Annotated in this window: 27 protein-coding genes and 3 pseudogenes; 23 read left to right on the top strand and 7 right to left on the bottom strand. The window is 73.6% G+C overall.

The window, feature by feature from the left end; all coding sequences use genetic code 11:
• The first annotated feature begins 91 nt into the window (after positions 1–91).
• From ACFV3E_RS08900 to ACFV3E_RS08945, 10 genes are all read left to right on the top strand, one after another.
• Positions 92–1066: a glycosyltransferase family 2 protein gene (locus tag ACFV3E_RS08900; RefSeq protein ID WP_500534083.1), complete on the top strand. Its 975-nt coding sequence runs from the start codon at positions 92–94 to the stop codon at positions 1064–1066.
• Positions 1066–1458, top strand: a complete 393-nt coding sequence (locus ACFV3E_RS08905; protein ID WP_500534084.1) for a GtrA family protein — start codon at positions 1066–1068, stop codon at positions 1456–1458. Before ACFV3E_RS08900 ends, ACFV3E_RS08905 begins: the two co-directional genes overlap by 1 nt.
• Before the next feature lie 204 nt (positions 1459–1662).
• Entirely contained in the window at positions 1663–3510 is a 1848-nt protein-coding gene (gene glmS / locus ACFV3E_RS08910) for a glutamine--fructose-6-phosphate transaminase (isomerizing) (protein WP_500367142.1), read from the top strand.
• A gap of 7 nt (positions 3511–3517) precedes the next feature.
• Positions 3518–3886, top strand: a complete 369-nt coding sequence (locus ACFV3E_RS08915) for a holo-ACP synthase (RefSeq protein ID WP_500328127.1) — start codon at positions 3518–3520, stop codon at positions 3884–3886.
• Between the two features lie 648 nt (positions 3887–4534).
• A complete protein-coding gene (locus ACFV3E_RS08920; protein WP_500534085.1) occupies positions 4535–6007 on the top strand; it encodes an NAD(P)H-hydrate dehydratase in 1473 nt (490 codons plus the stop codon).
• An 84-nt stretch (positions 6008–6091) separates the two neighbouring features.
• Positions 6092–7099 carry a L,D-transpeptidase gene (locus tag ACFV3E_RS08925; RefSeq protein WP_500534086.1) on the top strand — a complete coding sequence of 336 codons (1008 nt, stop codon included), beginning with the start codon at positions 6092–6094 and terminating at the stop codon, positions 7097–7099.
• A 35-nt stretch (positions 7100–7134) separates the two neighbouring features.
• Entirely contained in the window at positions 7135–8271 is a 1137-nt protein-coding gene (gene alr / locus ACFV3E_RS08930) for an alanine racemase (RefSeq protein ID WP_500534087.1), read from the top strand.
• A 32-nt stretch (positions 8272–8303) separates the two neighbouring features.
• Positions 8304–9587, top strand: a complete 1284-nt coding sequence (locus ACFV3E_RS08935) for an alpha/beta fold hydrolase (protein ID WP_500367135.1) — start codon at positions 8304–8306, stop codon at positions 9585–9587.
• Between the two features lie 11 nt (positions 9588–9598).
• Entirely contained in the window at positions 9599–10123 is a 525-nt protein-coding gene (gene tsaE / locus ACFV3E_RS08940) for a tRNA (adenosine(37)-N6)-threonylcarbamoyltransferase complex ATPase subunit type 1 TsaE (protein ID WP_500534088.1), read from the top strand.
• A 125-nt stretch (positions 10124–10248) separates the two neighbouring features.
• A complete protein-coding gene (locus ACFV3E_RS08945; RefSeq protein ID WP_500534089.1) occupies positions 10249–10425 on the top strand; it encodes a hypothetical protein in 177 nt (58 codons plus the stop codon).
• 116 nt (positions 10426–10541) lie between these two features.
• Here the strand turns inward: ACFV3E_RS08945 and ACFV3E_RS08950 are convergent, their stop codons facing one another.
• Complete coding sequence (locus ACFV3E_RS08950) at positions 10542–11084, bottom strand: hypothetical protein (RefSeq protein ID WP_500534090.1); 543 nt, start codon at positions 11082–11084, stop codon at positions 10542–10544.
• Positions 11085–11248: 164 nt separating this feature from the next.
• Here ACFV3E_RS08950 and tsaB point away from each other — a divergent pair, with 164 nt between their 5' ends.
• The 5 genes from tsaB (at position 11249) to ACFV3E_RS08975 (ending at position 14554) form a co-directional block, all read left to right on the top strand.
• Complete coding sequence (gene tsaB, locus ACFV3E_RS08955) at positions 11249–11902, top strand: tRNA (adenosine(37)-N6)-threonylcarbamoyltransferase complex dimerization subunit type 1 TsaB (protein WP_500534091.1); 654 nt, start codon at positions 11249–11251, stop codon at positions 11900–11902.
• An 8-nt stretch (positions 11903–11910) separates the two neighbouring features.
• The gene (gene rimI, locus ACFV3E_RS08960; RefSeq protein ID WP_500534120.1) at positions 11911–12414 is read left to right on the top strand and encodes a ribosomal protein S18-alanine N-acetyltransferase; all 504 of its coding nucleotides are present in this window, start codon (positions 11911–11913) and stop codon (positions 12412–12414) included.
• The gene (tsaD, locus tag ACFV3E_RS08965; RefSeq protein WP_500534092.1) at positions 12407–13504 is read left to right on the top strand and encodes a tRNA (adenosine(37)-N6)-threonylcarbamoyltransferase complex transferase subunit TsaD; all 1098 of its coding nucleotides are present in this window, start codon (positions 12407–12409) and stop codon (positions 13502–13504) included. The genes rimI and tsaD overlap by 8 nt, the downstream gene beginning before the upstream one ends.
• A complete protein-coding gene (locus tag ACFV3E_RS08970; protein ID WP_500534093.1) occupies positions 13501–13761 on the top strand; it encodes a hypothetical protein in 261 nt (86 codons plus the stop codon). Before tsaD ends, ACFV3E_RS08970 begins: the two co-directional genes overlap by 4 nt.
• A 139-nt stretch (positions 13762–13900) precedes the next feature.
• Entirely contained in the window at positions 13901–14554 is a 654-nt protein-coding gene (locus ACFV3E_RS08975; RefSeq protein WP_500534094.1) for an HAD family hydrolase, read from the top strand.
• 5 nt (positions 14555–14559) lie between these two features.
• On the opposite strand, the gene ACFV3E_RS08980 is transcribed toward ACFV3E_RS08975, so the two are convergent.
• Entirely contained in the window at positions 14560–15738 is a 1179-nt protein-coding gene (locus tag ACFV3E_RS08980) for a THUMP-like domain-containing protein (RefSeq protein ID WP_500534095.1), read from the bottom strand.
• Between the two features lie 59 nt (positions 15739–15797).
• On the opposite strand from ACFV3E_RS08980, the gene ACFV3E_RS08985 reads away from it, so the two are divergent.
• From ACFV3E_RS08985 to groL, 4 genes are all read left to right on the top strand, one after another.
• Complete coding sequence (locus ACFV3E_RS08985) at positions 15798–17159, top strand: hypothetical protein (protein ID WP_500534096.1); 1362 nt, start codon at positions 15798–15800, stop codon at positions 17157–17159.
• A complete protein-coding gene (locus ACFV3E_RS08990; protein ID WP_500534097.1) occupies positions 17159–17713 on the top strand; it encodes an NUDIX hydrolase in 555 nt (184 codons plus the stop codon). Before ACFV3E_RS08985 ends, ACFV3E_RS08990 begins: the two co-directional genes overlap by 1 nt.
• Before the next feature lie 257 nt (positions 17714–17970).
• Positions 17971–18279 carry a co-chaperone GroES gene (gene groES, locus ACFV3E_RS08995; protein ID WP_319158003.1) on the top strand — a complete coding sequence of 103 codons (309 nt, stop codon included), beginning with the start codon at positions 17971–17973 and terminating at the stop codon, positions 18277–18279.
• A gap of 124 nt (positions 18280–18403) precedes the next feature.
• Positions 18404–20026, top strand: coding sequence for a chaperonin GroEL (groL, locus tag ACFV3E_RS09000; RefSeq protein ID WP_500534098.1), 1623 nt, complete (start codon positions 18404–18406; stop codon positions 20024–20026).
• Positions 20027–20118: 92 nt separating this feature from the next.
• Here the strand turns inward: groL and ACFV3E_RS09005 are convergent, their stop codons facing one another.
• From ACFV3E_RS09005 to ACFV3E_RS09015, 3 genes are all read right to left on the bottom strand, one after another.
• The gene (locus tag ACFV3E_RS09005; protein WP_500328107.1) at positions 20119–20904 is read right to left on the bottom strand and encodes an SDR family NAD(P)-dependent oxidoreductase; all 786 of its coding nucleotides are present in this window, start codon (positions 20902–20904) and stop codon (positions 20119–20121) included.
• A gap of 10 nt (positions 20905–20914) precedes the next feature.
• Positions 20915–21574 (bottom strand): MOSC domain-containing protein, encoded by a 660-nt coding sequence (locus tag ACFV3E_RS09010; RefSeq protein ID WP_500534099.1) that lies wholly within the window; start codon positions 21572–21574, stop codon positions 20915–20917.
• Positions 21575–21645: 71 nt separating this feature from the next.
• Positions 21646–22701 carry an aminotransferase class V-fold PLP-dependent enzyme gene (locus ACFV3E_RS09015; protein WP_500534100.1) on the bottom strand — a complete coding sequence of 352 codons (1056 nt, stop codon included), beginning with the start codon at positions 22699–22701 and terminating at the stop codon, positions 21646–21648.
• Between ACFV3E_RS09015 and ACFV3E_RS09020 the strand changes: the two are divergent.
• A pseudogene (locus ACFV3E_RS09020) lies at positions 22700–22843 on the top strand (hypothetical protein); the annotation flags it as partial. The gene ACFV3E_RS09015 and the pseudogene ACFV3E_RS09020 sit on opposite strands and share 2 nt — an antisense overlap.
• Before the next feature lie 102 nt (positions 22844–22945).
• Here ACFV3E_RS09020 and ACFV3E_RS09025 read toward each other — a convergent pair.
• Positions 22946–23038 (bottom strand): annotated as a pseudogene (locus ACFV3E_RS09025) (hypothetical protein); the annotation flags it as partial.
• A 31-nt stretch (positions 23039–23069) separates the two neighbouring features.
• Between ACFV3E_RS09025 and ACFV3E_RS09030 the strand changes: the two are divergent.
• Positions 23070–23612: pseudogene (locus ACFV3E_RS09030) on the top strand (LysR substrate-binding domain-containing protein); the annotation flags it as partial.
• A gap of 159 nt (positions 23613–23771) precedes the next feature.
• On the opposite strand, the gene ACFV3E_RS09035 reads toward ACFV3E_RS09030, so the two are convergent.
• Positions 23772–24086: a WhiB family transcriptional regulator gene (locus tag ACFV3E_RS09035; RefSeq protein ID WP_319138961.1), complete on the bottom strand. Its 315-nt coding sequence runs from the start codon at positions 24084–24086 to the stop codon at positions 23772–23774.
• A 470-nt stretch (positions 24087–24556) separates the two neighbouring features.
• On the opposite strand from ACFV3E_RS09035, the gene ACFV3E_RS09040 reads away from it, so the two are divergent.
• Both ACFV3E_RS09040 and ACFV3E_RS09045 read left to right on the top strand, forming a co-directional pair.
• Complete coding sequence (locus tag ACFV3E_RS09040; RefSeq protein WP_003948568.1) at positions 24557–25168, top strand: response regulator transcription factor; 612 nt, start codon at positions 24557–24559, stop codon at positions 25166–25168.
• Positions 25169–25430: 262 nt separating this feature from the next.
• Entirely contained in the window at positions 25431–26045 is a 615-nt protein-coding gene (locus ACFV3E_RS09045) for a sigma-70 family RNA polymerase sigma factor (protein ID WP_499513466.1), read from the top strand.
• The last annotated feature ends 99 nt before the right edge of the window (positions 26046–26144 follow it).

The following is a 26144-nucleotide window of genomic DNA, read 5'->3' on the forward strand; positions in this document are numbered from 1 at the left end:
CCGTCGGGCCGCTTTCGCCGCCGCCCCCCTAAATGGACTCGTGTTACGGTCGCTGCGCACTTGGCCCGGTAGCACGCTTGGAGCGAGAAGCATGCTCATATCCGTCGTGGTTCCCTGCTTCAACGAAGAGGACGTCATAGCGCGCTTCCATGATCACCTGGTCATGGAACTTGCGATGATCGGCCATGACTTCGAAATCGTCTACGTGGACGACGGAAGCCGGGATCGGACCCTCTCCATCCTGGAGCAGCTGGGAAACCGGGACGGCCATGTGCGATTCGTCTCCTTCAGCCGCAACTTCGGCAAGGAGGCGGCCATGCTGGCGGGACTGCAGCACGCCTCGGGCGATGCCGTCGTGATCATGGATGCGGATCTGCAGCACCCTCCCGAGCTCATACGGCGCATGGTCGACCTGCATGCCGACGGTTACGACCAGGTGATCGCCAAGCGAACCAGGGAGGGCGACCGGGTTACCCGGACCATCGCCGCCCGCGCCTACTACCGGCTCATCAACCGCCTGGTCGACGTGGAACTGGTCGACGGGGTCGGTGACTTCCGGATGCTCTCCCGCCGCGCGACGGACGCGGTACTCGCGCTCACCGAGTACAACCGCTTCTCCAAGGGCCTCTTCGCCTGGGTGGGATTCTCGACCGCCACTTTCGAGTATCAGAACGCCGTGCGCGAACAGGGCCGCAGCAAGTGGACGTTCGGCAAGCTGCTCAACTACGGACTCGACGGCCTGCTGTCCTTCAACAACAAGCCGCTGCGCATCGCGCTGTATCTCGGCATGCTGCTGCTTTCCGTCGCTTTTGCGTATGCCGCATGGATTGTCGGTGGCGCGCTGGTTAACGGAGTGAGAACTCCTGGATATGTCACGCTCGTGGTGGTCATCACGGCGCTGTCGGGTGTACAGATGGTCATGCTGGGAGTGGCCGGTGAATATGTCGGCCGAATTTACTACGAGGTCAAGCGGCGTCCGCACTATCTGGTGAAGGCGACCAATATCGCCTCCGGCCGGACCGGGAGCCGGAACGCGTCGGAGGTGCAGAAGGAACTGGTCGGCTGATGCTCGGCCAGCTCATTCGGTTCGGGATGGTGGGAGTCGCCAACACCGGCGTCTACTACGGCCTGTACCTGTTGTTTCTGCTGCGGCTGCCCTATGTGGCGGCGCACATCCTGGCCTTTGTGCTCAGCATGATCGTTTCGTACTTCCTGACGACCTGGTTCACCTACCGGACCCGGCCGAGCTGGCGCACTTTCCTGCTCTTCCCGCTCACCAACGCGGCCAACTTCGTGATCACCACCGGAGGTCTCTACCTGCTGGTCGACGTGCTGCGTCTGGGGAGCTGGTTCGCGCCGCTGATCGCCTCGGGAGCGGCCGTGCCGATCACCTTCATGGTCTCCCGCATGATCATGGTCCGGCCCGGGGCCGAAGCGGTCGGTGGCCAGGCGGTGTGACGCACGGCGCCGCCGTCCCGGAGGATCCTCCCCGAACCCCGCGTGTGGATCTCGGGGCGGGCCCGTCGAGATCGAGCGCGACCACCGCCCGGTGACATCGCGGCGCAACGGCCCGGCGCACCAGGGGTTCGTGACCGTGGGAAATTCCGATTCCGGGCAGGCTCCGGCAGGTCCGGGCGCCAGTCGGACCGTAGGCTACGGCACATGTGCGGAATCGTTGGATACGTGGGCGGTCAGTCCGCCCTCGACGTCGTCATCGCGGGTCTGAAGCGGCTCGAGTACCGGGGGTACGACTCGGCGGGCGTCGCCGTCCTCGCCGACGGCGGGCTCGCCGCGGCCAAGAAGGCCGGCAAGCTCGCCAACCTCGAGAAGCTGCTGGACGAGCGTCCGCTGCCGAGCGGCCCCGCCGGGATCGGGCACACCCGCTGGGCCACCCACGGCGGCCCCACGGACGCCAACGCGCACCCGCACCTTGACAACGCGGGCCGGGTCGCCGTCGTCCACAACGGCATCATCGAGAACTTCGCCGCCCTGCGCGCCGAACTCGCCGAGCGCGGCCACGACCTGCTCTCCGAGACCGACACCGAGGTCGTCTCCCACCTCCTCGCCGAGGCCTACTCCTCCACCGGGGACCTCGCCGAGGCCATGCGCCAGGTCTGCGGCCGCCTCGACGGCGCCTTCACCCTGGTGGCCGTCCACGCCGACGCGCCGGACGTCGTGGTCGGCGCCCGCCGCAACTCCCCGCTCGTCGTGGGCGTCGGCGACGGCGAGAACTTCCTCGCCTCCGACGTCGCGGCCTTCATCGCGTACACCCGCGAGGCCATCGAGCTCGGCCAGGACCAAGTCGTGGAGCTGCGCCGCGAGGGCGTCACCGTCACCGACTTCGAGGGCAAGCCCGCCGACGTCCGGCCGTACCACATCGACTGGGACGCCTCCGCCGCCGAGAAGGGCGGCTACGACTACTTCATGCTCAAGGAGATCGCCGAGCAGCCCAAGGCCGTCGCCGACACACTGCTGGGCCGGATCGACGCGAGCGGCCTGCTGACCCTCGACGAGGTACGGATCCCGGCCTCCGTGCTGCGCGAGGTCGACAAGATCGTCATCGTCGCCTGCGGCACCGCCTTCCACGCCGGAATGATCGCCAAGTACGCGATCGAGCACTGGACCCGCATCCCCTGCGAGGTGGAGCTCGCCAGCGAGTTCCGCTACCGCGACCCGATCCTGGCCCCGCGCAGCCTGGTGGTCGCCATCAGCCAGTCCGGCGAGACCATGGACACCCTCATGGCCCTGCGGCACGCCCGCGAACAGGGTTCCAAGGTGCTGGCCATCTGCAACACCAACGGCTCCACCATCCCGCGCGAGTCCGACGCCGTGCTCTACACGCACGCCGGCCCCGAGGTCGCCGTCGCCTCCACGAAGGCGTTCCTCACCCAGGTCGTCGCCTGCTACCTCGTCGCCCTCTACCTGGGCCAGGTGCGCGGCACGAAGTGGGGCGACGAGATCCTCGCCGTCATCCGCGAGCTCTCCCAGATCTCCCGTCAGGTCGAGCAGGTCCTGGAGACCATGGAGCCGGTCCGTGAACTGGCCCGGTCCCTCAAGGACAAGAACACCGTCCTCTTCCTCGGCCGCCACGTGGGCTACCCCGTCGCCCTGGAGGGCGCGCTCAAGCTCAAGGAGCTCGCCTACATGCACGCCGAGGGCTTCGCCGCCGGCGAGCTCAAGCACGGCCCCATCGCGCTGATCGAGGAGGACCTCCCCGTCGTCGTGGTCGTGCCGTCGCCGCGCGGGCGCTCGGTGCTGCACGACAAGATCGTCTCCAACATCCAGGAGATCCGGGCCCGCGGGGCACGCACCATCGTCATCGCGGAGGAGGGCGACGAGTCCGTCGTCCCCTACGCCGACCACCTGGTGCGGGTGCCGCAGACCCCGACGCTGCTGCAGCCGCTGGTCGCGACCGTGCCGCTGCAGGTCTTCGCGTGCGAACTGGCCACGGCCCGCGGCAACGAGGTCGACCAGCCGCGGAACCTCGCGAAGTCCGTCACGGTCGAGTGAGCACGCCGTGATCATCGGGGTGGGCATCGACGTCGCCGAGATCGACCGCTTCGAGCAGTCCCTGGAGCGCACGCCCGGCCTGGCCGAGCGGCTCTTCCTCCCCGGCGAGCTCCACCTCCCCAGTGGGGCCCGCCGGGGCGGCGCCTCCCTCGCGGCGCGGTTCGCCGCGAAGGAGGCGGTCGCGAAGGCGCTGGGGGCGCCCGGGGGGCTGCACTGGTCGGACGCGGAGGTCGTCACGGAGGATTCGGGGCAGCCGCGGCTCATCGTCCGGGGGACGGTGGCGGCGCGGGCCGAGCAGTTGGGGGTGCGGACGTTCCACGTCTCGCTCAGCCACGACGCGGGGGTCGCGTCCGCGGTGGTCATCGCCGAGGGCTGACCCCCTCCGGGGTACGTTCTGTGGGGCCCGGTTGTCGTGTGCGGCTTGTTTGCGCCTGCGGCGGGCGGTTTCCCCGCCGCCCGCCCGATTGCCCGGCGCGGTCAGTGCGGGTCTCGCACCGTGTGCCTGGGTCGGGGCCGCGCCGGCGCACGTCCTCAGCGCTCGCGGTTTATCCCTACATCGTTCGGCGCCGGGTCCGCCGCTTGTCTCCCCCAGCCTTCGGCCGGGGGGACCCCCATGGGCGCACCCCGCCACACCCCCTCCCGTTGTGTGGGCGCATGACGGCCGGTGGGGGGTGAGTAAGGCACCTGCGGCGGCCCCGTACCGCCTTCTCAGCCACCCTCCGGCCGTTGGTCGCCTGACGATAGGGAGAGGGCGGGGTCGTAGGGGTGGGCGTTCTGGACGCTGACGTGTATTTGTTGTGCGGCACAGACGGCACGATCTGGACCGCCCGTCATGCACATAAATATGCGGTCCAGAATGCCCAGCCCCGGAGGCCCCGACCCCGGCCCACCACGAACCGCGCGAGGCCCGCACCAACCGCGCCGGGCAATCGGGAGGGCGGGCGGGGGATGCCCGCCGCAGGCGCAAGCAACCCGCGCACACGGACGGCGCGCAACCACGGCCCCGCGGTGGGAACATGGCCGCATGCGGGTGGCGTACAGCGTGGAGACCGTACGGGCGGCGGAGCGGGCGCTCATGGCGCGTGTCCCGGAGGGGGCCCTGATGCAGCGGGCGGCGGCCGGACTGGCGGCCGCGTGCGCGAACGCGCTCGGCACCGGGGGCGGGGTCTACGCGGCCCGCGTCGTCGTGCTGGCCGGGAGCGGGGACAACGGCGGCGACGCGCTGTACGCGGGGGCGCGCCTGGCGCGGCGCGGGGCGGGGGTGACCGCCGTCCTGGTGGCGCCGCGGAAGGCGCACCGCGGCGGCCTGGCGGCCCTGCGTGCCGCGGGCGGCCGTGCGGTCGCCCCGGACGACGTGGACGCGGTGGCCCTGATCCACCGCGCCGACCTCGTGCTGGACGGCATCGTGGGCATCGGGGGCAAGGGCGGGCTGCGCCCCGAGGCGGTGCCGCTGGCGGAGGCCGCGCACGCGTCCCGGGCGGTCGTGGTCGCCGTGGACCTCCCCAGCGGGGTGGACGCCGACAGCGGCGAGGTCCGGGGCGCGGCGGTGCGGGCCGACATGACGGTGACGTTCGGGACGTACAAGCCGGGCCTGCTCGTGGACCCGGCCGCCGGGCACGCCGGCGCCCTGCGCCTGGTCGACATCGGCCTCGGCCCCTTCCTGGACGGCACCGCGCCCGACCTGGAGGCGCTGCAGCACGCCGACGTCGCCGCCCTCCTGCCGGGCCCGGACGCCGAGAGCGACAAGTACCGGCGTGGCGTGATCGGCGTCGTCGCGGGCTCGGAGCGCTACCCCGGGGCCGCCGTGCTCGCGGTGGCGGGGGCGTTGCGGGCGGGCGCGGGGGCCGTGCGGTACGTGGGCCCGGGGGCGCGGGCCGTGCTGGCCCGCTTCCCGGAGACGCTGGTGTCGGCCGGGCCGCCGCACAAGGCCGGACGGGTGCAGGCCTGGGTGGTGGGTCCGGGGCTGGGCGACGGGCCGGAGGCGCGGCGCTCGGTGGACGACGTGCTCGCGTCGGACGTGCCCGTGCTCGTCGACGCGGACGGCCTGCGGCTGCTGGACCGGGCCGTGGTGCGCTCCCGCGCCGCGGGCACCGTGCTGACCCCGCACGCGGGGGAGGCGGCGGCGCTGCTCGGTGTGGCCCGCGAGGAGGTGGAGGCGGCGCGGCTGGACCATGTACGGAGGCTGGCCGACGCGTTCGGCGCGACGGCGCTGCTGAAGGGCTCCACGACGCTCGTCGCGTCCCCGGAGCCGGGGGTGCCCGTCCGGGTCAACCCCACGGGGACGTCCTGGCTGGCCACGGCCGGCAGCGGTGACGTGCTCTCCGGTATCACCGGGTCCCTGCTGGCCGCCGGGCTCGCCCCGCGCGACGCGGCCTCCGTCGGCGCCTACCTGCACGGTCTGTCGGCGCGGGTCGCCGCGGGCCCGGTGGGTGCGCCGATCGCCGCGCACGACGTGGCCGCCGCCCTTCCCGACGCCTGGCGCGACATCAGGTCCTGACCCGCCGTCAATCAACTGGGCGAAACGGGTGGAGTCCGCCTACGTGGCGTTCCGCCGGGCGGCCGCACGTCAATTTGTGTGTTCATGGGAACGTATGCCAGAAGCGGGGCCCGGCTGCTCACCGCGGCAGTGGTCGCCCTTGCCGCACTCGGGGTGCACACGACGGCCGCCGCGGACGACGACTGGCCGGTGCCGGTCGACCGGCTCGTCCCCGGGGTCCCCTTCGGCCCGGCCGCCTCCCGGCAGGTCGACACCCCCGACCAGGGCGCCCTGCCCCGCACGATCGGCGTGTCGCCGGCCGGGCCCACACGCAGCGCCGTGCCCTCCGAGGACGAGGGCGAGGACTGGGTGGATCCGCAGCTGGTGGAGTTCGTGCCGGCCGAGGACGTCGAGCGGGCCCGCACGTTCGAGAAGGAACGGGCCGCCGAGGAGGAGGACGAGGACCCGTACTACGACGAGGACGAGGATGACGGGGTGAACCCGCGGCCCGCCGAGTACTGCACGTCCTTCACCGGCCCCTACCAGCGCGAGGTCGAGAAGCGGCTGCGGCTGCGCGTGAACGGCAGGCAGTCCGCGGCCGACTGCTCGGAGATCCGCCGCTACCAGAAGTCCAGGGGCATCGTCCCCGCCACCGGCTTCGCGGGCCCCACAACCTGGGGCTACCTCCGCCTCGACGAGGCCACCAGGAAGGGCCCGAACGCCTCCCGCCGGTGCCCGGCCCCGGCCCGGGGAAAGCGCATCGTCTGCATCGACCTCAACCGCCAGCTGTTGTGGGTGCAGAGCAGCAGCACCAAGGTCGTCTTCGGCCCGGTCGCCATCCGCAGCGGCCGTACCGGTTACCTCACCCGCACCGGCCGCTTCTCCGTCTTCTGGCGCCACAAGGACCATGTCTCCGACATCTACGACGCGCCGATGCCCTACAGCCAGTTCTTCAGCGGTGGCCAGGCGATGCACGCCACTCCCGGGAGCGTCTACAAGGCGCCCGGATCGCACGGCTGCATCAACCTGTCCAACCGCAACGCGCGCCTGCTGTGGAACGTCCTGAAGCTCCAGGAGGCGGTGTACGTGTGGGGCAGGAAACCCGCCACGTGACGGGGGCACAGGGCCGGCCTGAGACACTGGGCGCGATGGATGAGACGAATCTGCGCGCCCAGGCCACGATCGACCTCGCCGCCCTGCGGTCCAACGTCGCGGCGCTGCGCGCCCGCGCGCCCCGCTCCGGGCTGATGGCCGTGGTCAAGGCGGACGCCTACGGCCACGGGATGGTGCCGTGTGCCCGGGCCGCCCTCGAGGCGGGCGCGGGCTGGCTCGGCACGGCGACGCCCGACGAGGCGCTGGCCCTGCGCGCAGCCGGGATCACGGCCCCCCTGCTGTGCTGGCTGTGGACGCCGGGAGGGCCCTGGCAGGCCGCCGTGGAGGCGGACGTCGACGTGACGGTCAGCGCGCTGTGGGCGCTGCGCGAGGTCTCGGAGGCCGCCGCGGCCGCGGGCCGGACCGCGCGCGTCCAGCTGAAGGCCGACACGGGCCTGGGCCGCAACGGCGCCCAGCCCGCGGAGTGGCCCGACCTCGTCGCCGCCGCCCGCGCCGCCGAGACCGAGGGCCTGGTCAAGGTCACCGGGCTGTGGTCGCACTTCGCGTGCGCCGACGAGCCCGGCCACCCCTCCATCGCGGCGCAGCTCGCCGTCTTCCACAGTGCCCTGGAGACCGCGGAGCGCGCCGGGTTGCGCCCCGAGGTCCGGCACATGGCGAACTCCCCGGCCACGCTGACCCTGCCCGAGGCGCACTTCGACCTGGTCAGGACCGGGGTGGCGATGTACGGGATCTCGCCGGTCCCGCAGGTCGGCGGCCCGGCCGACTTCGGGCTGCGCCCGGTGATGACGCTGTCGGCGCGGCTGGCCTCGGCCAAGCGCGTCCCCGGCGGCCACGGGGTCTCGTACGGGCACCACTACACGACGCCCGGCGAGACGACCCTCGCCCTGGTGCCCGTCGGGTACGCCGACGGCATCCCGCGGCACGCCTCGGGCACCGGCCCGGTGCTGGTGGCGGGCAAGTGGCGGACGGTCGCCGGGCGGGTGGCGATGGATCAGTTCGTGGTCGACCTCGGGGGCGACGGCGCCGACGCGGGTGACGAGGCAGTACTGTTCGGCCCTGGTGACCGCGGTGAGCCGACCGCCGAGGACTGGGCACGGGCGGCGGGCACCATCGCATACGAGATCGTCACTCGGATCGGGACCCGGGTGCCGCGCGTCTACGTGGGTACGTAAACGCGTAGCCAAGGGGAAGCAGCGATACGACCATGACCGAGAGCGGTAAGGCAACGGGGACGGCGATCGAGGCGGTGGCCGAAGCGGCCGCCGCTTCCGGTCGCTGGCAGCGCGCCGGGATCGTCGGCGCGGCCGTGGGCGTCGTCGCGGCGGGTGCCGCCGCGGGCGTGGCGCTGGAGCGGGCCACGGTGGGCCGGGGCATGCGCAAACGCGCCCGGCTCGCCCTCGACCTGGCCGGGCCGTACGGCTCGCTGCGCGGGATGCCGGGCAGGGCCGCCGCGGAGGACGGCACCGAGATCTACTACGAGGTCGAGGAGGCGGACCCGGCGGCGGTCGACGCCGCCGCGCCGACGCGACGCTGGCAGTTCTTCCGCCGCAGCGGCCAGGCGCCGCCGCTGACCGTGGTCTTCTGCCACGGGTACTGCCTCAACCAGGACTCCTGGCACTTCCAGCGCGCCGCGCTGCGCGGGGCGATACGCGCCGTCTACTGGGACCAGCGCAGCCACGGCCGCTCCGGACGGGGCAAGGACCAGGCGGACGGCGAGCCCGCCACGATCGACCAGCTCGGCCGCGACCTGAAGGCGGTGATCGACGCCGCCGCGCCGGAGGGCCCGTTGGTGCTCGTCGGGCACTCCATGGGGGGCATGACGGTCATGGCGTTCGCCGACCAGTTCCCCGAGGTGGTGGCCGAGCGCGTGGCCGGCTTCGCCTTCGTCGGCACGTCCTCCGGCAAGCTGGCCAGCGTGACGCTGGGCCTGCCGGCGGCCGGCGCGCGGGCGCTGCGGGCGCTGGCGCCGGGGGTGCTGCGGATCCTGGGCACCCAGGTCGACCTGGTGGAACGGGGGCGCCGGGCGACGGCCGACCTCTTCGCCGGGATCATCAAGCGTTACTCCTTCGGCTCCGAGGTGGACCCGGGCGTCGCGCGCTTCGCCGAGCGGATGATCGAGTCGACCCCGATCGACGTCGTCGCCGAGTTCTACCCGGCCTTCACCGAGCACGAGAAGAGCGAGGCCCTGGACGTGCTGGACGGCCTGCCGGGGCTCGTACTGGCCGGGGACAAGGACCTGCTGACGCCCAGTGAGCACAGCCGGGCCATCGCCGAGCGGCTGCCGGACACCGAGCTGGTGGTGGTGCCCGGGGCCGGGCACCTGGTGATGCTGGAACACCCCGAGCTGGTCAACACGCACCTGGCGGCGCTGCTCGCCGAGGCGGCCGACGCCTCGCGCGCAGCGGTCCCGCAGGCGCTGCGCGAACTGGCGGTGCCGCCGCCCGCCGGGCCGGGCAGGGCGGACCGCGTGGTCTCCGGCGGCGCGTAGCATTCGGGCACATGGGCATGGAAGCCATCGGCATGGAAGCGATCCGGGTCACCGTCAAGACCCCCGACCAGATGCGCGAGCTGGGGCGCCGTCTCGCGCCGCTGCTGCGCGCCGGCGACCTCGTCGTCCTCAGCGGTGACCTGGGAGCGGGCAAGACCACGCTGACCCGTGGCCTCGGCGAGGGCCTGGGCGTCCGGGGCGCGGTGACGTCGCCGACCTTCGTGATCGCGCGGGTGCACCCCTCGCTGGGCGGCGGCCCCGCCCTGGTGCACGTGGACGCGTACCGGCTGACCGGCGGCCTCGACGAGATGGAGGACCTGGACCTCGACGTCTCGCTGCCGGAGTCGGTGGTCGTGGTCGAGTGGGGCGAGGGCAAGGTCGAGGAGCTCTCCGACGACCGGCTGCAGCTCGTGATCCACCGCGCGGTGGGCGAGGTCGCCGGGAACGGGCAGGAGGACCACGACGTGCGCGAGGTCGTCGTCACCGGGGTCGGCGGGCGCTGGGCCGGTGAGGATCTGGCGGGGCTCGGCGTCTGAGCGCGTAACCGTTCCGACAAGGTGTCGGGAAGATGTTGCGTACGGCACGTCCCCCGTGTTCTGCTGGAGTCCAGGAGTTGGTTAGGGCTGCCTAACCCGACCCCCGTCGGACCCAGGAGGCATCCATGTCGGCCCACACGGCCCCGGAGCCGGAGCCGGGTTACTCGATGCAGGCGCTGCTTGCGGCGGCCGCGGCGGCGAACGCGGTGTGCACCCCGCCGGGGGAGCCCGAGGAGCCGGAACCGGACACGGACACGGCGCAGGACGGACCCGCGCGGCGCCCCGAGGCGGACGCGGCCTAGTTAGTCGGACGCTGCCCGGGCGGAGGCTGCCCGGACCGGCCCGGCCGGGCAGCGGGACACGAGGTGCCCGCCGCCCGCCGGCTCAAGCCGGTGGGCGTTCACTCGTCCGGGGGAAATCAGCGCACGACGACGATCTTGGTGTTCACGGTCGCGAACTTCCACAGCGCCGTCCCGTCCTTCCGCTTCTCGCGGATGCCGCCGGTCTGCTGACCCGGGGGCGGGGCGTCGGGCAGGGAGCCGTCCTTCGCCGCGCTGAAGCCGATCACCACGCTGTCGACGGTCGTGAACCGCACCACGTTCTCGACGGCCACGCCGTCGCCGCCGACGCTGGCGGCGCTGCGGGAGGTCACGGAGTAGGTGCCGGGGGCGGGGTCCACGGTGCCGGGGACGACCTTGTACGTGGTGCGCACCTTCCCGTTGTCGCCGACCAGCCACACGCGGTCCGCGCGCAGCGAGTACACGACCCTGCTGCCGCTGCCGGAGGCCGCGGGGAGCTCGTCCGTCCGCTCCGGCGAGGGCGAGGGGGAGGCCGCCACGGAGGTGTCGCGGCCGCCGGTGTCCGTGGGACGGACGCCCTTGGTCATCTCACTGGCGGAGCTGGAGGCCTGGACGGCGAGCACGCCGACGGCGGCCAGTGCGGCTGCGGTCAGTCCGGTCACGATCGTCCCTGAACCGATCCTTGCCACGGCTTTCCTCCGGAGGTGGGCGTCACGCTGGGTTGACGTTAGCAGCCGGGCCGCACGCCGACGGGAGCGCCGTCCCGGGCCGCGGTGGTGCCCCCGTCCTGGCAGGGCCACCCCGGTGAACGCCGTAGGCTGAACGCGTGCTGCTGCTTGCCTTCGATACCGCAACCCCCGCCGTGACGGTCGCCCTGCACGACGGCCGGCGCGTGCTCGCCGAGTCGACGGAGATCGACGCGAGACGGCACGGGGAGCTGCTGATGCCCGCCGTGGACCGTGTGCTGCGGGAGGCGGGGACCGGACTGGGCGACGTGACCGGGATCGTGGTCGGCGTCGGCCCCGGCCCGTACACGGGGCTGCGCGTCGGGCTGGTGACCGCGGTCTCCTTCTCCGACGTGCTCGGCGTCCCCGTCCACGGGATCTGCACCCTCGACGGGCTGGCCTACGCCGCCGGGATCGAGGGGCCGTTCGTCGTGGCGACGGACGCCCGCCGCAAGGAGGTCTACTGGGCCCGGTACGAGGGCCCGCGGGCCCGGGTGACCGACCCGGCCGTGGACCGGCCCGGCGACATCGCCGGCCAGGTCGCCGGGGTGCCCGCGGTCGGCGCGGGCGCCGCCCTCTACCCCGAGGCCTTCACCGACGTCCGCCCGCCCGCCGACCAGTCCGCCGCCGCGCTGGCCGCGCTCGCCGCCGTGAAGCTGGCGGACGGCGAGGACTTCCTCCCCGCGCTGCCGCTCTACCTGCGCCGCCCGGACGCCCAGGTGCCGGCCGGCTACAAGGCGGTCCTGCCGAAGTGACCGCGCTGATGCGCGAGATGCGCTGGTGGGACCTGGACCCGGTGATGGAGCTGGAGCACCGGCTCTTCCCGGACGACGCGTGGTCGCGCGGCATGTTCTGGTCCGAACTGGCCGACGCGCGGCACCCGTCGGCGACCCGGTACTACGTCGTGGCCGAGGACGAGGCCGGGCGGATCATCGGCTACGGGGGCCTGGCCGCAGTCGGCGGCACCGGGGACGTGCAGACCATCGGCGTCGCCCCCGAGCAGTGGGGCACCGGCCTCGGCGCGCTGCTGCTCGGGGAACTGCTGCGCCGGGCCACCGCCTTCGAGTGCCACGAGGTGCTGCTGGAGGTGCGGGTCGACAACGTCCGCGCCCAGCGGCTGTACGCGCGCTTCGGCTTCGAGCCGATCGGCTTCCGCCGCGGCTACTACCAGCCGGGCAACGTCGACGCGCTCGTGATGAGGCTCGGCGAGCTGCCGGCATCCCCTGACGTACCGGGACTACAAGGAACAGAGACCACCCATGGCTGACGAGCCCCTTGTCCTCGGCATCGAGACGTCCTGCGACGAGACCGGTGTCGGCATCGTGCGCGGGCACACCCTGCTGGCCGACGCGATCGCGTCCAGCGTGGACGAGCACGCCCGTTTCGGCGGCGTCGTCCCCGAGGTCGCCAGCCGCGCGCACCTGGAGGCGATGGTCCCCACGATCCAGCGCGCGCTGAAGGAGGCCGGCGTCGCCGCCTCCGACCTCGACGGGATCGCCGTCACCGCCGGCCCCGGGCTCGCGGGCGCGCTGCTGGTCGGCGTGTCCGCGGCCAAGGCGTACGCCTACGCGCTCGGCAAGCCGCTGTACGGGGTCAACCACCTGGCCTCCCACATCTGCGTCGACCAGCTGGAGCACGGGCCGCTGCCCGAGCCGACGATGGCGCTGCTGGTGTCGGGCGGCCACTCGTCGCTGCTGCTGGCCCCCGACATCACCGGCGACGTGCGCCCGCTGGGCTCCACCATCGACGACGCGGCGGGCGAGGCCTTCGACAAGGTCGCCCGCGTGCTGGGCCTCGGCTTCCCCGGCGGCCCGGCCATCGACCGCGCGGCCCGCGAGGGCGACCCGGGCGCGATCCGCTTCCCCCGCGGCCTGACCGGCTCCCGCGACCCGCTGTACGACTTCTCCTTCTCCGGCCTGAAGACGGCCGTGGCCCGGTGGATCGAGTCCAAGCGCCGGGAGGGCGTGGAGGTGCCGGTCGCGGACGTGTCCGCGTCCTTCCAGGAGGCCGTCGTCGACGTCCTCACCCGCAAGGCGATCCGGGCCTGCAAGGACAACGGCGTCGACCACCTGATGATCGGCGGCGGCGTCGCGGCCAACAGCCGGCTGCGCTCGCTGGCGCAGGAGCGCTGCGAGGACGCGGGCATCGTCCTGCGCGTGCCGCGCCCCAAGCTGTGCACCGACAACGGCGCCATGGTCGCGGCCCTCGGCGCGGAGATGGTGGCCCGCGGCCGGCCGTCCTCCACGTGGGACCTGCCGGCGGACTCCTCGCTGCAGGTGACGGACGTGTCCGTGCCCGGCCACACGCACGACCACGACCATCTCCACGAGCTCAGCAAGGACAACCTCTACTCGTGACCGTCGCCCTGATGTGGGAGGCCCGCGCCGTCGAGGGGCGCGGGCCCGAGCTGCTGGCGTGGGCCCGCGGGCGGACGCTGTCCCCGGCCCCGCTGCGCCGGGAGACCTTCTCCGCCCCTCAGGACCGGGTCCTGGTCATCACCTGGTGGGACGCCCCGTACGACGCGGAGCTGCCCGAGCTGCCCGAGCCCGGCGACGGCCTGGCCCGGCGGGCCGTCCACCGCTGGCGCTTCGAGTCGGTGGGGGACACGGCCTAACCCCGGGGCGCGGGAGGGCCGGTCGTATGATGAGTCCGGCGTCGATCGCAACCGGGCTTCTGCTCGGCGCCGCCCCCGAGCAGGCGTCCTGCCGGACGACCGGTGTCCGGGAGGCGTTCTCGCGGGTGGCGAAGTACGCGTGACCGATTCCGGCTGTGCCGTCCTCTTCGATCTCGACGGCGTCCTCCTCGACAGCCGGCGGGCGATGCGGCAGGCGATCCTCGACGTCGCCTGCGCCGCCCTGGGCGAGCCCGTCGACGAGAGCCGTCTGCCGGCCGGACTCGACCACCTTCCCCATCACGAACTCCTGGCGCGTCTCGGCGTGACCGACGAGGAGACCGTGTTCGGAGCCTCCTGGGAGGACGCGCTCGCCCTCGCCACATGGGGTGCGTCCCCGTTCCCGGGCGCCGCAGGCGTGCTGCGCGACCTCGCGGCCTCCGGTACGGCGATCGGGGTGGTGACCATGCAGCCCGCGCGCCGGGTGGCGCGGCTCGTCCCCGCGGAGCTTTCCGCGCACTTCGGCGTGGTGGTCGGATGGGGCGACGCGGCGCCCAAGCCCTCCGGGGAGGGGATCCTGCTCGCGCTCGGCCGTCTCGGGGTGCCGCCCGGCCGCGCCTGCTTCGTGGGCGACAGCCCCTCCGACGTCGCCGCCGCGGCGGCCGCCGGGATCCCGTCGATCGGCGCGGTCTGGGGGTACACCGGCCCCGCGCTGGGCAGCTGCGACCCCACCGTCCTCGCCGGTGCCCTCACCGACGTGCCGGGCGCCGCGCGGCGCCTGCTGCGGCGGACGTAGCCGCCTCAGCCGCGGGCCGGGCCGCCCAGCAGCATGCTCGGGGCGCCCGCGACACGGGTGAGGAAGACCGTGGCCGCGTGGGGGCCCTGCGGCTTGACGCGGCGGCGCACCTCCTCCGGCTCGACGGCCGAGCCGCGCTTCTTGACGGTCAGCACGCCGACCTCGCGTTCGCGCAGCAGGGCCTTGAGCCGCTTGAGGTTGAAGGGCAGCACGTCGGTGATCTCGTAGGCGGTCGCGTACGGCGTCGTGTGCGGCTCGTCCGAGGTGACGTACGCGATGGTCCCGTCGATCAGCCCGCCGCCGACCTGCGCCGCCACGTCGGCCACCATGTGGGCCCGGATGACCGCGCCGTCCGGCTCGTACAGCCAGCTCCCCACGGGGCGCACCTGGGGGTCGGGCAGCCCGGCGGCGGGCAGCGTGGCACCCGACGGCAGGAGGGTCGCGCGGCGGGCGCCCGGCGCGGTGCCGAACCACAGCACGGCCTCCTTCACGTCGCCGTGGTCGGAGACCCATTCCGCCTCGGCGTCCTCCGGCACGGCCTCGTGCGGGATCCCCGGCGCCACCTTCACGGCGGCCAGCGGCGCGCTCCGTGCCGCCGCCACCGCCCACGACAGCGGCGGGGAGTACGCCTCGGGGTCGAAGATCCTGCCCCGTCCGCCGCGCCGGGCCGGGTCGGCGAACACCGCGTCGAAGCCGTCCGTGGCGGTCTCCGTCACATCGGCGCAGCGCACCTCGATCAGGTCGGCCAGCCCCAGCGCCTCGGCGTTCGCCCGCACCACCGCGCAGGTCAGCGGGGAGCGGTCGACCGCCAGCACCTCCACCCCGGCGCGGGCCAGCGGGACGGCGTCCCCGCCGATCCCGCAGCACAGGTCCGCCAGCCGCCGCACCCCGAGCGCGGCGAACCGCTCCGCCCGGTGCCGGGCGACGGAGGCGCGCGTCGACTGCTCGACCCCGTCGGGCGTGAAGTACATCCGGTACGCGTCCTCCCCGAACTTCGCCGCCGCCCGCTGCCGCAGCCGGGCCTGCGTCAGCGCCGCCGCCACCAGCCCGGCGTCGTGCTGCCGCCGCAGCCGTGTCGCGGTCGCCAGTTCGGCGGCGGGGTCGTAGTCCCGCAGGGAGGTCAGCAGCGACTGCCCCTCGTCGGTCAGGAGAGCCGAGAACGCGTCAAGATCCACGCCGTCCATTGTCCCGCGGCGCCGGTGCGTGCTGGACTGGCCCGGTACGTGTGGACGAGGGGGGACGGATGACGGCCGTGCTCAGCACGGAATGGGACTCCTTGCGGCAGCGGGCCACGCTCAGTGCCGGCGCACCCGGCCGCGCCGCCCCGGTGGAGCGCGTGGACGCGCGGACCCGGGCGGAACTGCTCGGGCGGCTGCGCTGGGAGGTCCTCCAGGGCGGCAGCCTCTTCCTGGCCTACTCCCAGCTGCTCGACGGCGCCGCCTTCGCCGTGCTGCGGCCCGCCGAACTCCTCGACGAGCTCGCGCTGCGCGCCGTCGGCGGCGGGGCGATGATGCCGATCCGGGTCAACGCCCGCGACGCGGACCTTGCGGGGCAGCTCGTCGCACTCCTCTCGCGCGGCTTCCTCTTCTCCTCCCTGCCGCTCTCCGACGACCGGTGCCTGCGCCTGCAGCGCGAGCTCGCCGCCCGCGCCGACCCCGCCGCGGCCGCCGCGACGCTCGCGGCGGAGGGTCCGGCCGCCACGGCGGACCGGCTGCTCGCGGCGACCGGGGTCCTCGGCACCCCGTTGCGGCGGCGCATGGTCACCCGCTGGGACGACTGGCTGCAGGCGGCCGGACGCGGCCGGCTGGAGGTCAGCCCGCTGCGGCCGGCCGACTACGGGGCCGCGTACGCCGTGCAGCCCCCGCCCCCGCCCGGGGCGCTCGCCGGTGACGCGGGGCGGGCCGTGCTGGCCGCGTGGACCGGCGGGGAGTTCGACGTGGGCGGCATGCCCCAGCGCAGCCGCGTGCACGAGCGGCTGGACGCCTTGCTGCACGACCCGGACCCGGACGTACGGGCCGACGGGCGGACGCTGCGCGACGCCTTCGACGAGACGTACTACCGGGCGATCGCCGCCGGTGAGGGGTGCGCGCTCGGGGTGAGCGCCACCCGGCACGGCGTACCGCGGGCGGAGGCCGAGGCGCTGGGGGAGCGGACCCGGGTGGTGGCCTGGCCGACCCGCTTCGAGCTGCGCCTCGGGCTGCTGACCGCGGCGCAGTGGCAGCGCTTCACCGACGACGCCGCGGACGCCCTCGCGGCGTGGTGGGAGCGGCAGGACCTCGCCGCGCTCCAGGAGGTCGGCGACCTGCTCGGCGGACGGACCAAGGAGCCCCCGGTAGGCCGCGGGGACGAGGTGCCGGTGACCCGCGTCCGGCGCGTCGCGCGGGCGGTCCGCGGGCTGGGCACCGAGACCCTGGCGGCGGGCGGGCTGAGCGTCGCCGCGGGGGTGCTCGGCCAGGGGGCGCTCGGTTCGTTCGCGGCCGGCGCGGCCGGGGCCCTGACGCCCGTGCTCGTCGCCGCCGTGACCGCGGGGCTGCCGCGCCTGCGGGACTACCGGGGCCGGTACGACGTGATGGAGTTCCCGGCGACCCCTCGGGGGGCGGTCTGATGGAGGGCGAGGCGGCCCGTACCGGGAGCCGCAAGGCGTACGTCGACGCCGAGGGCGGGCGGTGGTGCGAGGTCCACCTCGACACCTACCGGCTGCCGTCCGGGGCGGAGGTCGAGCTGCACCGGGTCCGGGTCGGCGGCGGTCGCACAGGTGTCGTGGTCCTCGCCCGGCGGGGTGAGGACGTGCTGATGGTCCGTCAGTGGCGGCCCACGGTGGGACGCTGGGCCTGGGAGCTGCCGCGCGGCTTCGGCGAGGCCGGCCCCGTCGCCGACGCGCTGCGCGAACTCGCCGAGGAGACCGGGCTGGTGGGCTCGGCGGCGACGGTGGTGGCGGTCCTGGACGTCGACTCCGGGCTGCTGGAGAGCCAGGTGGCCGTCGTCGAGGTGGCCGTCGCCGGGGACGCCGTGGCAGGGCCCGGTGCCGCCGGGGACGGCGAGGTTGCCGAGGCGCGCTGGTGGGGCCCGGACGACATCGCCGAGGCGGTCCGCTCGGGCGAGCTGCGCGACGGGTTCACCCTTGCCGCGCTCGGCGCGTGGAGCGCCGTCCGCCGGTGAGCGGCGCGGGCGCGCCGGGCCCGGAACCGCGCGTCCGGGCACCCCGTTCCCCCGGGGGGAGCGCGGATCGTGCGGCGCGGCGTTGGCACTCCGCTTGACCGAGTGCTAAGCGCGTCCTAGTCTCGGACCTGGCACTCAGCCATGCCGAGTGCCAGCACAAACGCGACGGGCAGGTCCGGCACCCGCGACGACGGGCCTACCAGGTCGCCACCCCAGACAGACACTCCCGTGAGCCCTTTGAAGGGGGAGGTCGGATCGTGACGACCACCAGCACCAAGGTTGCCATCAAGCCGCTCGAGGACCGCATCGTGGTCCAGCCGCTGGATGCCGAGCAGACCACCGCCTCCGGCCTGGTCATCCCGGACACCGCCAAGGAGAAGCCCCAGGAGGGCGTCGTCCTGGCCGTCGGCCCGGGTCGCTTCGAGGACGGCAACCGCATCCCGCTCGACGTCAAGGTCGGCGACATCGTGCTGTACAGCAAGTACGGCGGCACCGAGGTCAAGTACAGCGGCGAGGAGTACCTCGTCCTCTCGGCTCGCGACGTCCTCGCGATCGTCGAGAAGTAAATCCGGCGCCGCTCGTAACCGAGAAATGCCGTGACCACGCCCCGGGCACACCGAGTCCTCGCACGGACCGGGGACCCGGGGCGCGGTCTTTGACGAGAACCCAAAGACGAGGAATTCCGCCGGTATGGCCAAGATCCTGAAGTTCGACGAGGACGCCCGTCGCGCCCTCGAGCGTGGCGTCAACAAGCTCGCCGACACCGTGAAGGTGACGATCGGCCCCAAGGGCCGCAACGTCGTCATCGACAAGAAGTTCGGCGCCCCGACCATCACCAACGACGGCGTGACCATCGCCCGCGAGGTCGAGCTCGACGACCCGTACGAGAACCTCGGCGCGCAGCTGGTGAAGGAGGTGGCGACCAAGACCAACGACATCGCGGGTGACGGCACCACCACCGCCACCGTGCTCGCCCAGGCGCTCGTCCGCGAGGGTCTGCGCAACGTCGCCGCCGGCGCCTCCCCGGCCGCCCTGAAGAAGGGCATCGACGCCGCCGTCAAGGCCGTCTCGGACGAGCTGCTCGCGACCGCCCGCCCCATCGAGGGCAAGGACGACGTCGCCGCCGTCGCCGCGCTGTCCGCCCAGGACAAGCAGGTCGGTGAGCTGATCGCCGAGGCGATCGACAAGGTCGGCAAGGACGGTGTCATCACCGTCGAGGAGTCCAACACCTTCGGCCTGGAGCTGGACTTCACCGAGGGCATGGCCTTCGACAAGGGCTACCTGTCGCCGTACTTCGTGACGGACCAGGAGCGCCAGGAGGCCGTCCTGGAGGACCCGTACATCCTCATCACCCAGGGCAAGATCTCCTCCATCCAGGACCTGCTCCCGCTGCTGGAGAAGATCCTGCAGGCCGGTGCCTCCAAGCCGCTGCTGATCATCGCCGAGGACGTCGAGGGCGAGGCCCTGTCGACCCTGGTGGTCAACAAGATCCGCGGCACCTTCAACGCGGTCGCGGTCAAGGCCCCCGGCTTCGGCGACCGCCGCAAGGCCATGCTCGGCGACCTCGCCACCCTCACCGGCGGCACCGTCGTCGCCGAGGAGGTCGGCCTCAAGCTCGACCAGGTCGGCCTGGACGTGCTCGGCACCGCCCGCCGCGTGACCGTCACCAAGGACGACACCACCGTCGTCGACGGTGCCGGCGAGTCCTCGGAGATCACCGGCCGGATCAACCAGATCAAGGCCGAGATCGCCTCGACCGACTCCGACTGGGACCGCGAGAAGCTCCAGGAGCGCCTCGCCAAGCTGGCCGGCGGCGTGTGCGTCATCCGCGTCGGCGCGGCCACCGAGGTCGAGCTCAAGGAGAAGAAGCACCGTCTGGAGGACGCCATCTCCGCGACCCGCGCCGCGGTCGAGGAGGGCATCGTCTCCGGTGGTGGCTCCGCGCTCGTCCACGCCGTCAAGGTGCTGGAGGACGGCCTCGGCAAGACCGGCGACGAGGCCACCGGTGTCGCGGTCGTCCGCCGCGCCGCGGTCGAGCCGCTGCGCTGGATCGCCGAGAACGCCGGCCTGGAGGGCTACGTCATCACCTCCAAGGTTTCCGAGCTGGAGAAGGGCCACGGCTTCAACGCCGCGACCGGCGAGTACGGCGACCTGGTGAAGTCCGGCGTCATCGACCCGGTCAAGGTCACCCGCTCCGCCCTGGAGAACGCCGCCTCCATCGCCTCCCTGCTCCTCACCACCGAGACCCTCGTGGTGGAGAAGAAGGAGGAGGAGCCCGCCGAGGCCGGTCACGGTCACGGCCACTCCCACTGAGCTGGACCGCGAAGGCCCCCGTTCCCGGCCGGGAACGGGGGCCTTCGGGCTGTCCCGGCCGGGGACGGCCCGTGCTGCCCGGACGGCCGGTCTCAGTCGCGGGGGTAAGCCGGCCCGAAGCGCCTCCCCGCCTTCGACGAGACGCGGCCGAGCGCCCCGCTCGGCGCCAGCCTGGCCGCCGCCACCGCGACCTTGTAGCGGGGGTCGGGGACGCTGAGGGAGCGGCCGCGGGCCAGGTCGCGCAGGGCCGCGGCGACCACCTTGTCGGCGTCCAGCCACGCCCAGGAGGGGATGCCGCCGGTGTCCATCCCGGCCCGCTGGTGGAACTCGGTACGGACGAAGCCCGGGCACAGCGCCAGCAGCCGTACCCCGGTGCCCGCCAGGTCGCGGGCCACGCCCTGGGTGAAGCTGACGACCCACGCCTTGCTGGCCCCGTACGTGCCGCGCGGCACGAAGGCCGCCACCGAGGCCACGTTGATCACGAAGCCGCGCCCGCGCTCCCGCATTGCGCCGGTCGCGGCGCCGGTCAGCCGCAGCACCGCCTCGCAGTGCACCTTGAGCATGGTCAGCTCGTCGGCCATCGGCACGTCGCCGAAGCCGCCCCGGTTGCCGAAGCCCGCGTTGTTGACCAGCACGTCGACCGGGCGCTCGCGGTCGCGGAGCCGTGCCTCGACCGTCTCGATGCCCTTGTCCGCCGACAGGTCGGCGGGCAGCACCTCGACGGTCACCCCGTACGCGCGCCGCAGGTCCTGCGCGCACTCCTCCAGCCGCTGCTCGTCGCGGGCGACCAGGACGAGGGCGTGACCGTCCCCCGCCAGCCGGCGCGCGAACGCCGCGCCGATCCCCGCGGTGGCTCCCGTGATCAGTGAAGTCGTCATGCCCCGCAGGCTAGTGAGCCCCCGTGCGTCCGCGGGCCGCGGCGCGCACGTCCTGCGGGAGCGCGTCCGCCGCCGGCAACCGGGGGAGCAGCGCGGGCTCCAGGGTGACCGCGCGGAAGGTCAGCGCGACGGTGACCTCGTGGTCCGGGCGGTGGACGACCTCGACCCGGTCGCCCGCCCGGACCTCCCCGGGTTCGGCGACCCGGAGGTAGGCACCGGGCAGCGCGGCACGGGTGAACGTCCTGATCCAGCCGCCCTGTTCCAGCCAGCCCTGGAACGTGGCGCAGGGGATCCGGGGGCAGGACACCTCCAGGACGGCGCCGCCCGGCCCGCCGATCCGCCAGCGTTCGCCGATCAGGGCCTGGTTGACGTCCAGCCCCGAGGTGGTCAGGTTCTCCCCGAACATCCCGTTGCGCAGCGGCAGGTCGAGTTCGCGTTCCCAGGTGTCGAGGTCCTCGCGTGCGTAGGCGTAGACCGCCTGGTCGGCACCGCCGTGGTGCGCCACGTCGTACACCCGGTCGCCGGCGAGGCCGACCGCGCCGGTGCCCTTGGGGCCCGGTGCGGTCACCGCCACCGGGCCCGGCACCGGGAGCTTGTCGATGCCGGTCGTCCCGCTGGTCTTCCACGGGTTCGGACGGGGCCGGCCCACGTTCACCGAGAGCAGCTTCATCCCGCGACCGTACGGCTCCCGCCCGGCGCCCGGCGAGGTCTTTTCCGGCGACCTGGACCGCCCGGCGGTGCCTAGCCCGCGAGCACCCGGAGCAGCCGGTCCACGTCCGCCTCGGTGTTGTACAGGTGGAAGGCCGCCCGCAGGTTCCCCGCGCGGGCCGAGACGCGGATGCCGGCGGCGGCCAGCCGTTCCGCCGCGTCGCCCAGGCCCGGGACGGCCACGATCGCCGAGGCCTGCGCGCCGGAGGGCACCGCCTTGTGGCCGAGCCGCAGCAGGCCCGCCCGGAAGCGCTCGGCCAGCGCGACGTCGTGGGCGCCGATGGCCTCGACGCCCAGCTCCTCGACGAGCCCCAGCGAGGCCGCCCCGGCCAGGTACGGCAGCAGCGGCGGCATCACGTCGAACCGCCGGGCGGAACGCGCGAGGTGCGCGACCGGCCCGTAGCAGTCGCCCCAGGGGTCCTCGGCCGCGTACCAGCCGGCGAAGTGCGGCGACAGCCCGTCCTCGGCGCCCTCCCGCACGGTCAGGAAGGACACCCCGCGCGGGGCGAGCAGCCACTTGTAGCCGCCGCACACGACGTAGTCGAGGCCGTCCGTGCGCAGCGGGAGCCAGCCGACCGCCTGGGTGGCGTCGACGAGCACGCGCGCCCCGTGCCGCGACGCGGCCTCGCGGACCGCCGCGAGGTCGGCGACCCGGCCGTCCGCGGACTGCACCGCGCTGACCGCGACGAGGTCGGTGGTGGGACGTACGGCGTCGGCGACGCCCTCCAGGGGCACGGTGCGTGTCACGACGTCGGCGCGGGAGGCGAAGGGGTTGACCAGCGAACTGAAGTCGCCGTCGGCCAGCACGACTTCGGCCTCGGCGGGGAGGGCCGCGGCGATCATGCCGACGTGCGTGGTGACGGAGGAGCCGACCGCGACGCGGTCGGCGGCGACCCCGGTGAGGCGGGCGTAGGCGGCGCGGGCGGCGCCCAGGACGCGCTCGTCGCGCACCCAGTCGTCGGTGCCGTCGGACCAGGCGGCCACGGCGGTGCGCAGCGCCTCGACGGAGCGGAGCGGGCCGATGCCCGAGGAGGCGGTGTTGAGGTAGGTGATCCCGGCGTCCAGCGCGAATTCCCCGGCGATGTCCATGGTTCCTCAGCCTGCGCCCCGGGCTGCCCAAAGTCCATCATCGATCACTGAACGCCACCCCCCAAGGAACGCTTGTGCTCGGGGCGTGTTCGAGGCCCGCCACCTCCGTGTGCTGCGCGCCGTGGCCCGTACCGGCTCGCTGTCGGGCGCCGCGCGGGAACTGGGCTGCACCCAGCCCGCTCGCGTGCCGGGCCAGCGCCTCGCCCGCCCCGGTCAGCCGGGTGGTCCGCCCGCCGCGGACCAGCAGCGGGGTACCCGCGGCGAGCTCCAGCGCCTTCATCTGCTGGCTGACCATCCTGGCGGGGCTGGCCGCCGCGGAGGAGGAGGTCGCGGCCATCGGGGGCCTGCGCGCCGGGCGGGTGCGGCTGGTGTCGTTCCCGAGCGCGGGCCCGTCCCTGGTCCCCACCGCGCTGGCCGCGATGCGCGCCGCGCACCCGGACGTACGGATCACGCTGGCCGAGGCGCAGCCGCCGCGGGCGGTGGAGATGCTGCGCGCCGGTGAGTGCGAACTGGCGCTGGCCTACCGCTACGAGGACGAGGGCGGCGGCGAGCAGGCGGCCGCGTGGGAGGGGCTGCTGGTGCGCCCCCTGCTCTCCGACCGGCTCTTCGCGGTGCTTCCCGCCGGGCACCGGCTGGCGCGCAGGGGTCGTCCGGTGCGGTTGTCCGACCTCGCGGACGAACCGTGGATCGCGGGCTGCCCGCACTGCCGCCGGCACCTGGTCGAGCTGTGCCGGCGGGAGGGTTTCGAGCCGCGCATCGACTTCGCCACGGACGACTACCCGGCGGCCGTCGGCCTGGTGGCCTCGGGCATGGGCGTCTCGGCGCAGCCCGGCCTCGCGCTGGAGGCGGTACGGCTGCGCGCAGTGGCCGTCCGCGAACTCCGGCCGGCCGTACGCCGTGAGGTGGCCGCGGTGACGCTGCCCGACCTGGCCCAGGTGCCGGCCGTCGACATGATGCTCAGGCGGCTGCGTCTCGCGGCTCTGCGCGACCGCCCTTCGGTCCGAGTCCGCGCGGAGGCGGACGTCCGTCGTTGTGGTGAAACGTTTCCTCTGTGGCTGTTGTCCGGTGAGTCAGTGACTGCCGGTGGCGTGCGAGCTCATGACCCGGTTGCGGGACCGGCCCATCATCTCCTCGCGCTCGTCCTCGGTGAGTCCGCCCCAGACCCCGTAGGGTTCGCGGACCGTCAGAGCGTGCGTCGCGCACTCGGCGCGGACGGGGCAGCGCATGCACACCTCCTTCGCCGCCGCCTCACGCGCGCTCCGGGCGGCGCCGCGCTCTCCCTCGGGGTGGAAGAAAAGGGAGCTGTCGACACCGCGGCAGGCGGCGACGAGCTGCCAGTCCCAGAGGTCGGCGTTCGGGCCCGGGAGGCGGGAGAAGTCTGCCATTGCTCATCTCCTCGAGAGGTGGGCTGCAGGGACACCGTCCAGGCGCGAAGCTCTGGGAGGGTGCTGTCGACGTTACATCTACTGTCGAAGTAGATGTAAATATGATTCATCACAAAATCGCCAACGAACTCCCGCCATGCGGGTAAAAAGCCTCCAAACAGGCAAAATCTGACATTGCCCCCCGGTCGGCGGCTGATGTGTGCTGCAAGCGGGCGCCCGTTGTGCGGGTTTTTGGGGCCCGGCGAACGGCCGCGACCTGCGACGTTGCTGATCCGTGTCGGTCCGCGCACGGAGAGTGCGGGAGTCGGCCGCCAAACTCCGTAACTCTTTCGAGTGAGGGTCGTTGAAGGTGCGGAAGTGGTTGGCGGTCGAACTAATCGGGCAGACGCCCGAGGCCGTCATCCCCACCGGTGAACGATTCGTACAGCCTGGAGGCTCAACGTGACGCGGATCAGCTGCGGAGGACGGTCATGACTTCCGTTCTCGTCTGCGACGACTCCCCGCTTGCCCGAGAGGCCCTGCGCCGCGCGGTAGCGACCGTGCCCGGCGTGGAGCGTGTGACGACCGCGGCCAACGGCGAGGAAGTCCTCCGCCGCTGGGGCGCCGACCGCTCGGACCTCATTCTCATGGACGTCCGGATGCCCGGCCTCGGCGGCGTCGAGACCGTACGGCGGCTGCTGTCCGCCGACCCCGGCGCCCGCATCATCATGCTCACGGTCGCCGAGGACCTGGACGGGGTGGCCCTCGCGGTCGCCGCCGGTGCCCGCGGATACCTGCACAAGGACGCCTCGCGCGCCGAGTTGCGGGCCACGGTCACCCAGGCGCTGGCCGACCCGACCTGGCGGCTCGCCCCGCGCCGGCTGCGCTCGGCCGAGATGGGCGCCGCCCCGACCCTGACCGCCCGCGAGATCCAGGTGCTGGAGGGCATGAGCCACGGCCGCTCCAACGCCGAGATCGGCCGCGAGCTCTTCCTCTCCGAGGACACCGTCAAGACGCACGCACGACGCCTGTTCAAGAAGCTCGGCGCCTCGGACCGGGCCCATGCGGTGGCGCTCGGCTTCCGCTGGGGCCTGGTGCGCTGAGGCAGCGGCTTCGAGGGCTGGAGGGGCCGATGAGCTGTGGGGCAGCTGTGCGGCTGCCCCGCTCGTACCGGTTTCCGCGCCGAGGGCGCATGCTTGAGGTATGGACTCTCGGGGACACGGTCGGGCGGGGCGGCGGGTGCATGACATGACTACGGCCGGTGCGGTCCCTCGGAACGCTCCGCACGGCGCGCCGCATAACGCTTCGGAGCACAACCATGGGTGTGAGCCCACGGAGCGGCCCGCGGCGATGCACTATGGACGGATGCGCGACGAGGCCACCGGCAATGAGACAGCCATAGGGGCACTCGTACGTCGAGCCGTGGACGGCGACGAGCAGGCGACGCACGATCTGCTCGCCCATGTGCACCCGCTCGCCGAGCGCTACTGCCGTACGAGGCTGTCGCGGCTGCCGGGCGGCGCGCGCCATTTCGTGGACGACCTCGCGCAAGAGGTCTGCCTCGCGGTGCTGTGCGCACTGCCCCGCTACCGGGACCAGGGCCGGCCCTTCGAGGCCTTCGTCTTCGGCATCGCCGCGCACAAGGTCGCCGACCTCCAGCGGGCCGCCATGCGCGGTCCGGGCTCGACGGCCGTGCCCTCCGACGAGATGCCCGAGCAGCCGGACGACTCGCTCGGGCCCGAGGAGCGGGCGCTGCTCAGCAGCGACGCGGAGTGGGCGAAGAAGCTGCTCGCCAACCTCCCGGAGCACCAGCGGGAGCTGGTGCTGCTCCGCGTCGCCGTGGGCCTCACGGCGGAGGAGACCGGTCAGGTGCTCGGCATGTCGCCGGGCGCCGTCCGGGTGGCGCAGCACCGCGCGCTGTCCCGGCTGCGGGCGCTGGCGGAGGAAGCCGCCGCGGGTGCTCCCGGGCTGAGCGCCTAGCGCACGCCGCCCCCGGCCCCCACAGCAGGGGCGGAATTGGTTTCGCGCGGGAGCCATTAGCATTGAACATCTCGCCGGGCAAGACCATGGGGAAGGTGT

The organism is Streptomyces sp. NPDC059718 (genome assembly GCF_042733315.1).
Lineage (GTDB): Bacteria > Actinomycetota > Actinomycetes > Streptomycetales > Streptomycetaceae > Actinacidiphila.

Bases quoted from the DNA above. Each gene is read 5' to 3' on its own strand.
- ACFV3E_RS09010 (WP_500534099.1), bottom strand. From the start codon at position 21,574: ATGAAGCTGCTCTCGGTGAACGTGGGCCGGCCCCGTCCGAACCCGTGG.
- ACFV3E_RS08900 (WP_500534083.1), top strand. From the start codon at position 92: ATGCTCATATCCGTCGTGGTTCCCTGCTTCAACGAAGAGGACGTCATA.
- tsaE (WP_500534088.1), top strand. From the start codon at position 9,599: ATGGGCATGGAAGCCATCGGCATGGAAGCGATCCGGGTCACCGTCAAG.
- rimI (WP_500534120.1), top strand. From the start codon at position 11,911: ATGCGCGAGATGCGCTGGTGGGACCTGGACCCGGTGATGGAGCTGGAG.
- ACFV3E_RS09045 (WP_499513466.1), top strand. From the start codon at position 25,431: ATGCGCGACGAGGCCACCGGCAATGAGACAGCCATAGGGGCACTCGTA.
- groL (WP_500534098.1), top strand. From the start codon at position 18,404: ATGGCCAAGATCCTGAAGTTCGACGAGGACGCCCGTCGCGCCCTCGAG.
- ACFV3E_RS09015 (WP_500534100.1), bottom strand. From the start codon at position 22,701: ATGGACATCGCCGGGGAATTCGCGCTGGACGCCGGGATCACCTACCTC.
- ACFV3E_RS08985 (WP_500534096.1), top strand. From the start codon at position 15,798: ATGACGGCCGTGCTCAGCACGGAATGGGACTCCTTGCGGCAGCGGGCC.
- tsaD (WP_500534092.1), top strand. From the start codon at position 12,407: ATGGCTGACGAGCCCCTTGTCCTCGGCATCGAGACGTCCTGCGACGAG.
- ACFV3E_RS08980 (WP_500534095.1), bottom strand. From the start codon at position 15,738: ATGGACGGCGTGGATCTTGACGCGTTCTCGGCTCTCCTGACCGACGAG.
- ACFV3E_RS08990 (WP_500534097.1), top strand. From the start codon at position 17,159: ATGGAGGGCGAGGCGGCCCGTACCGGGAGCCGCAAGGCGTACGTCGAC.
- ACFV3E_RS08905 (WP_500534084.1), top strand. From the start codon at position 1,066: ATGCTCGGCCAGCTCATTCGGTTCGGGATGGTGGGAGTCGCCAACACC.
- ACFV3E_RS09005 (WP_500328107.1), bottom strand. From the start codon at position 20,904: ATGACGACTTCACTGATCACGGGAGCCACCGCGGGGATCGGCGCGGCG.
- ACFV3E_RS08945 (WP_500534089.1), top strand. From the start codon at position 10,249: ATGTCGGCCCACACGGCCCCGGAGCCGGAGCCGGGTTACTCGATGCAG.
- ACFV3E_RS09035 (WP_319138961.1), bottom strand. From the start codon at position 24,086: ATGGCAGACTTCTCCCGCCTCCCGGGCCCGAACGCCGACCTCTGGGAC.
- glmS (WP_500367142.1), top strand. From the start codon at position 1,663: ATGTGCGGAATCGTTGGATACGTGGGCGGTCAGTCCGCCCTCGACGTC.
- ACFV3E_RS08920 (WP_500534085.1), top strand. From the start codon at position 4,535: ATGCGGGTGGCGTACAGCGTGGAGACCGTACGGGCGGCGGAGCGGGCG.
- ACFV3E_RS09040 (WP_003948568.1), top strand. From the start codon at position 24,557: ATGACTTCCGTTCTCGTCTGCGACGACTCCCCGCTTGCCCGAGAGGCC.
- ACFV3E_RS08935 (WP_500367135.1), top strand. From the start codon at position 8,304: ATGACCGAGAGCGGTAAGGCAACGGGGACGGCGATCGAGGCGGTGGCC.
- alr (WP_500534087.1), top strand. From the start codon at position 7,135: ATGGATGAGACGAATCTGCGCGCCCAGGCCACGATCGACCTCGCCGCC.
- ACFV3E_RS08925 (WP_500534086.1), top strand. From the start codon at position 6,092: ATGGGAACGTATGCCAGAAGCGGGGCCCGGCTGCTCACCGCGGCAGTG.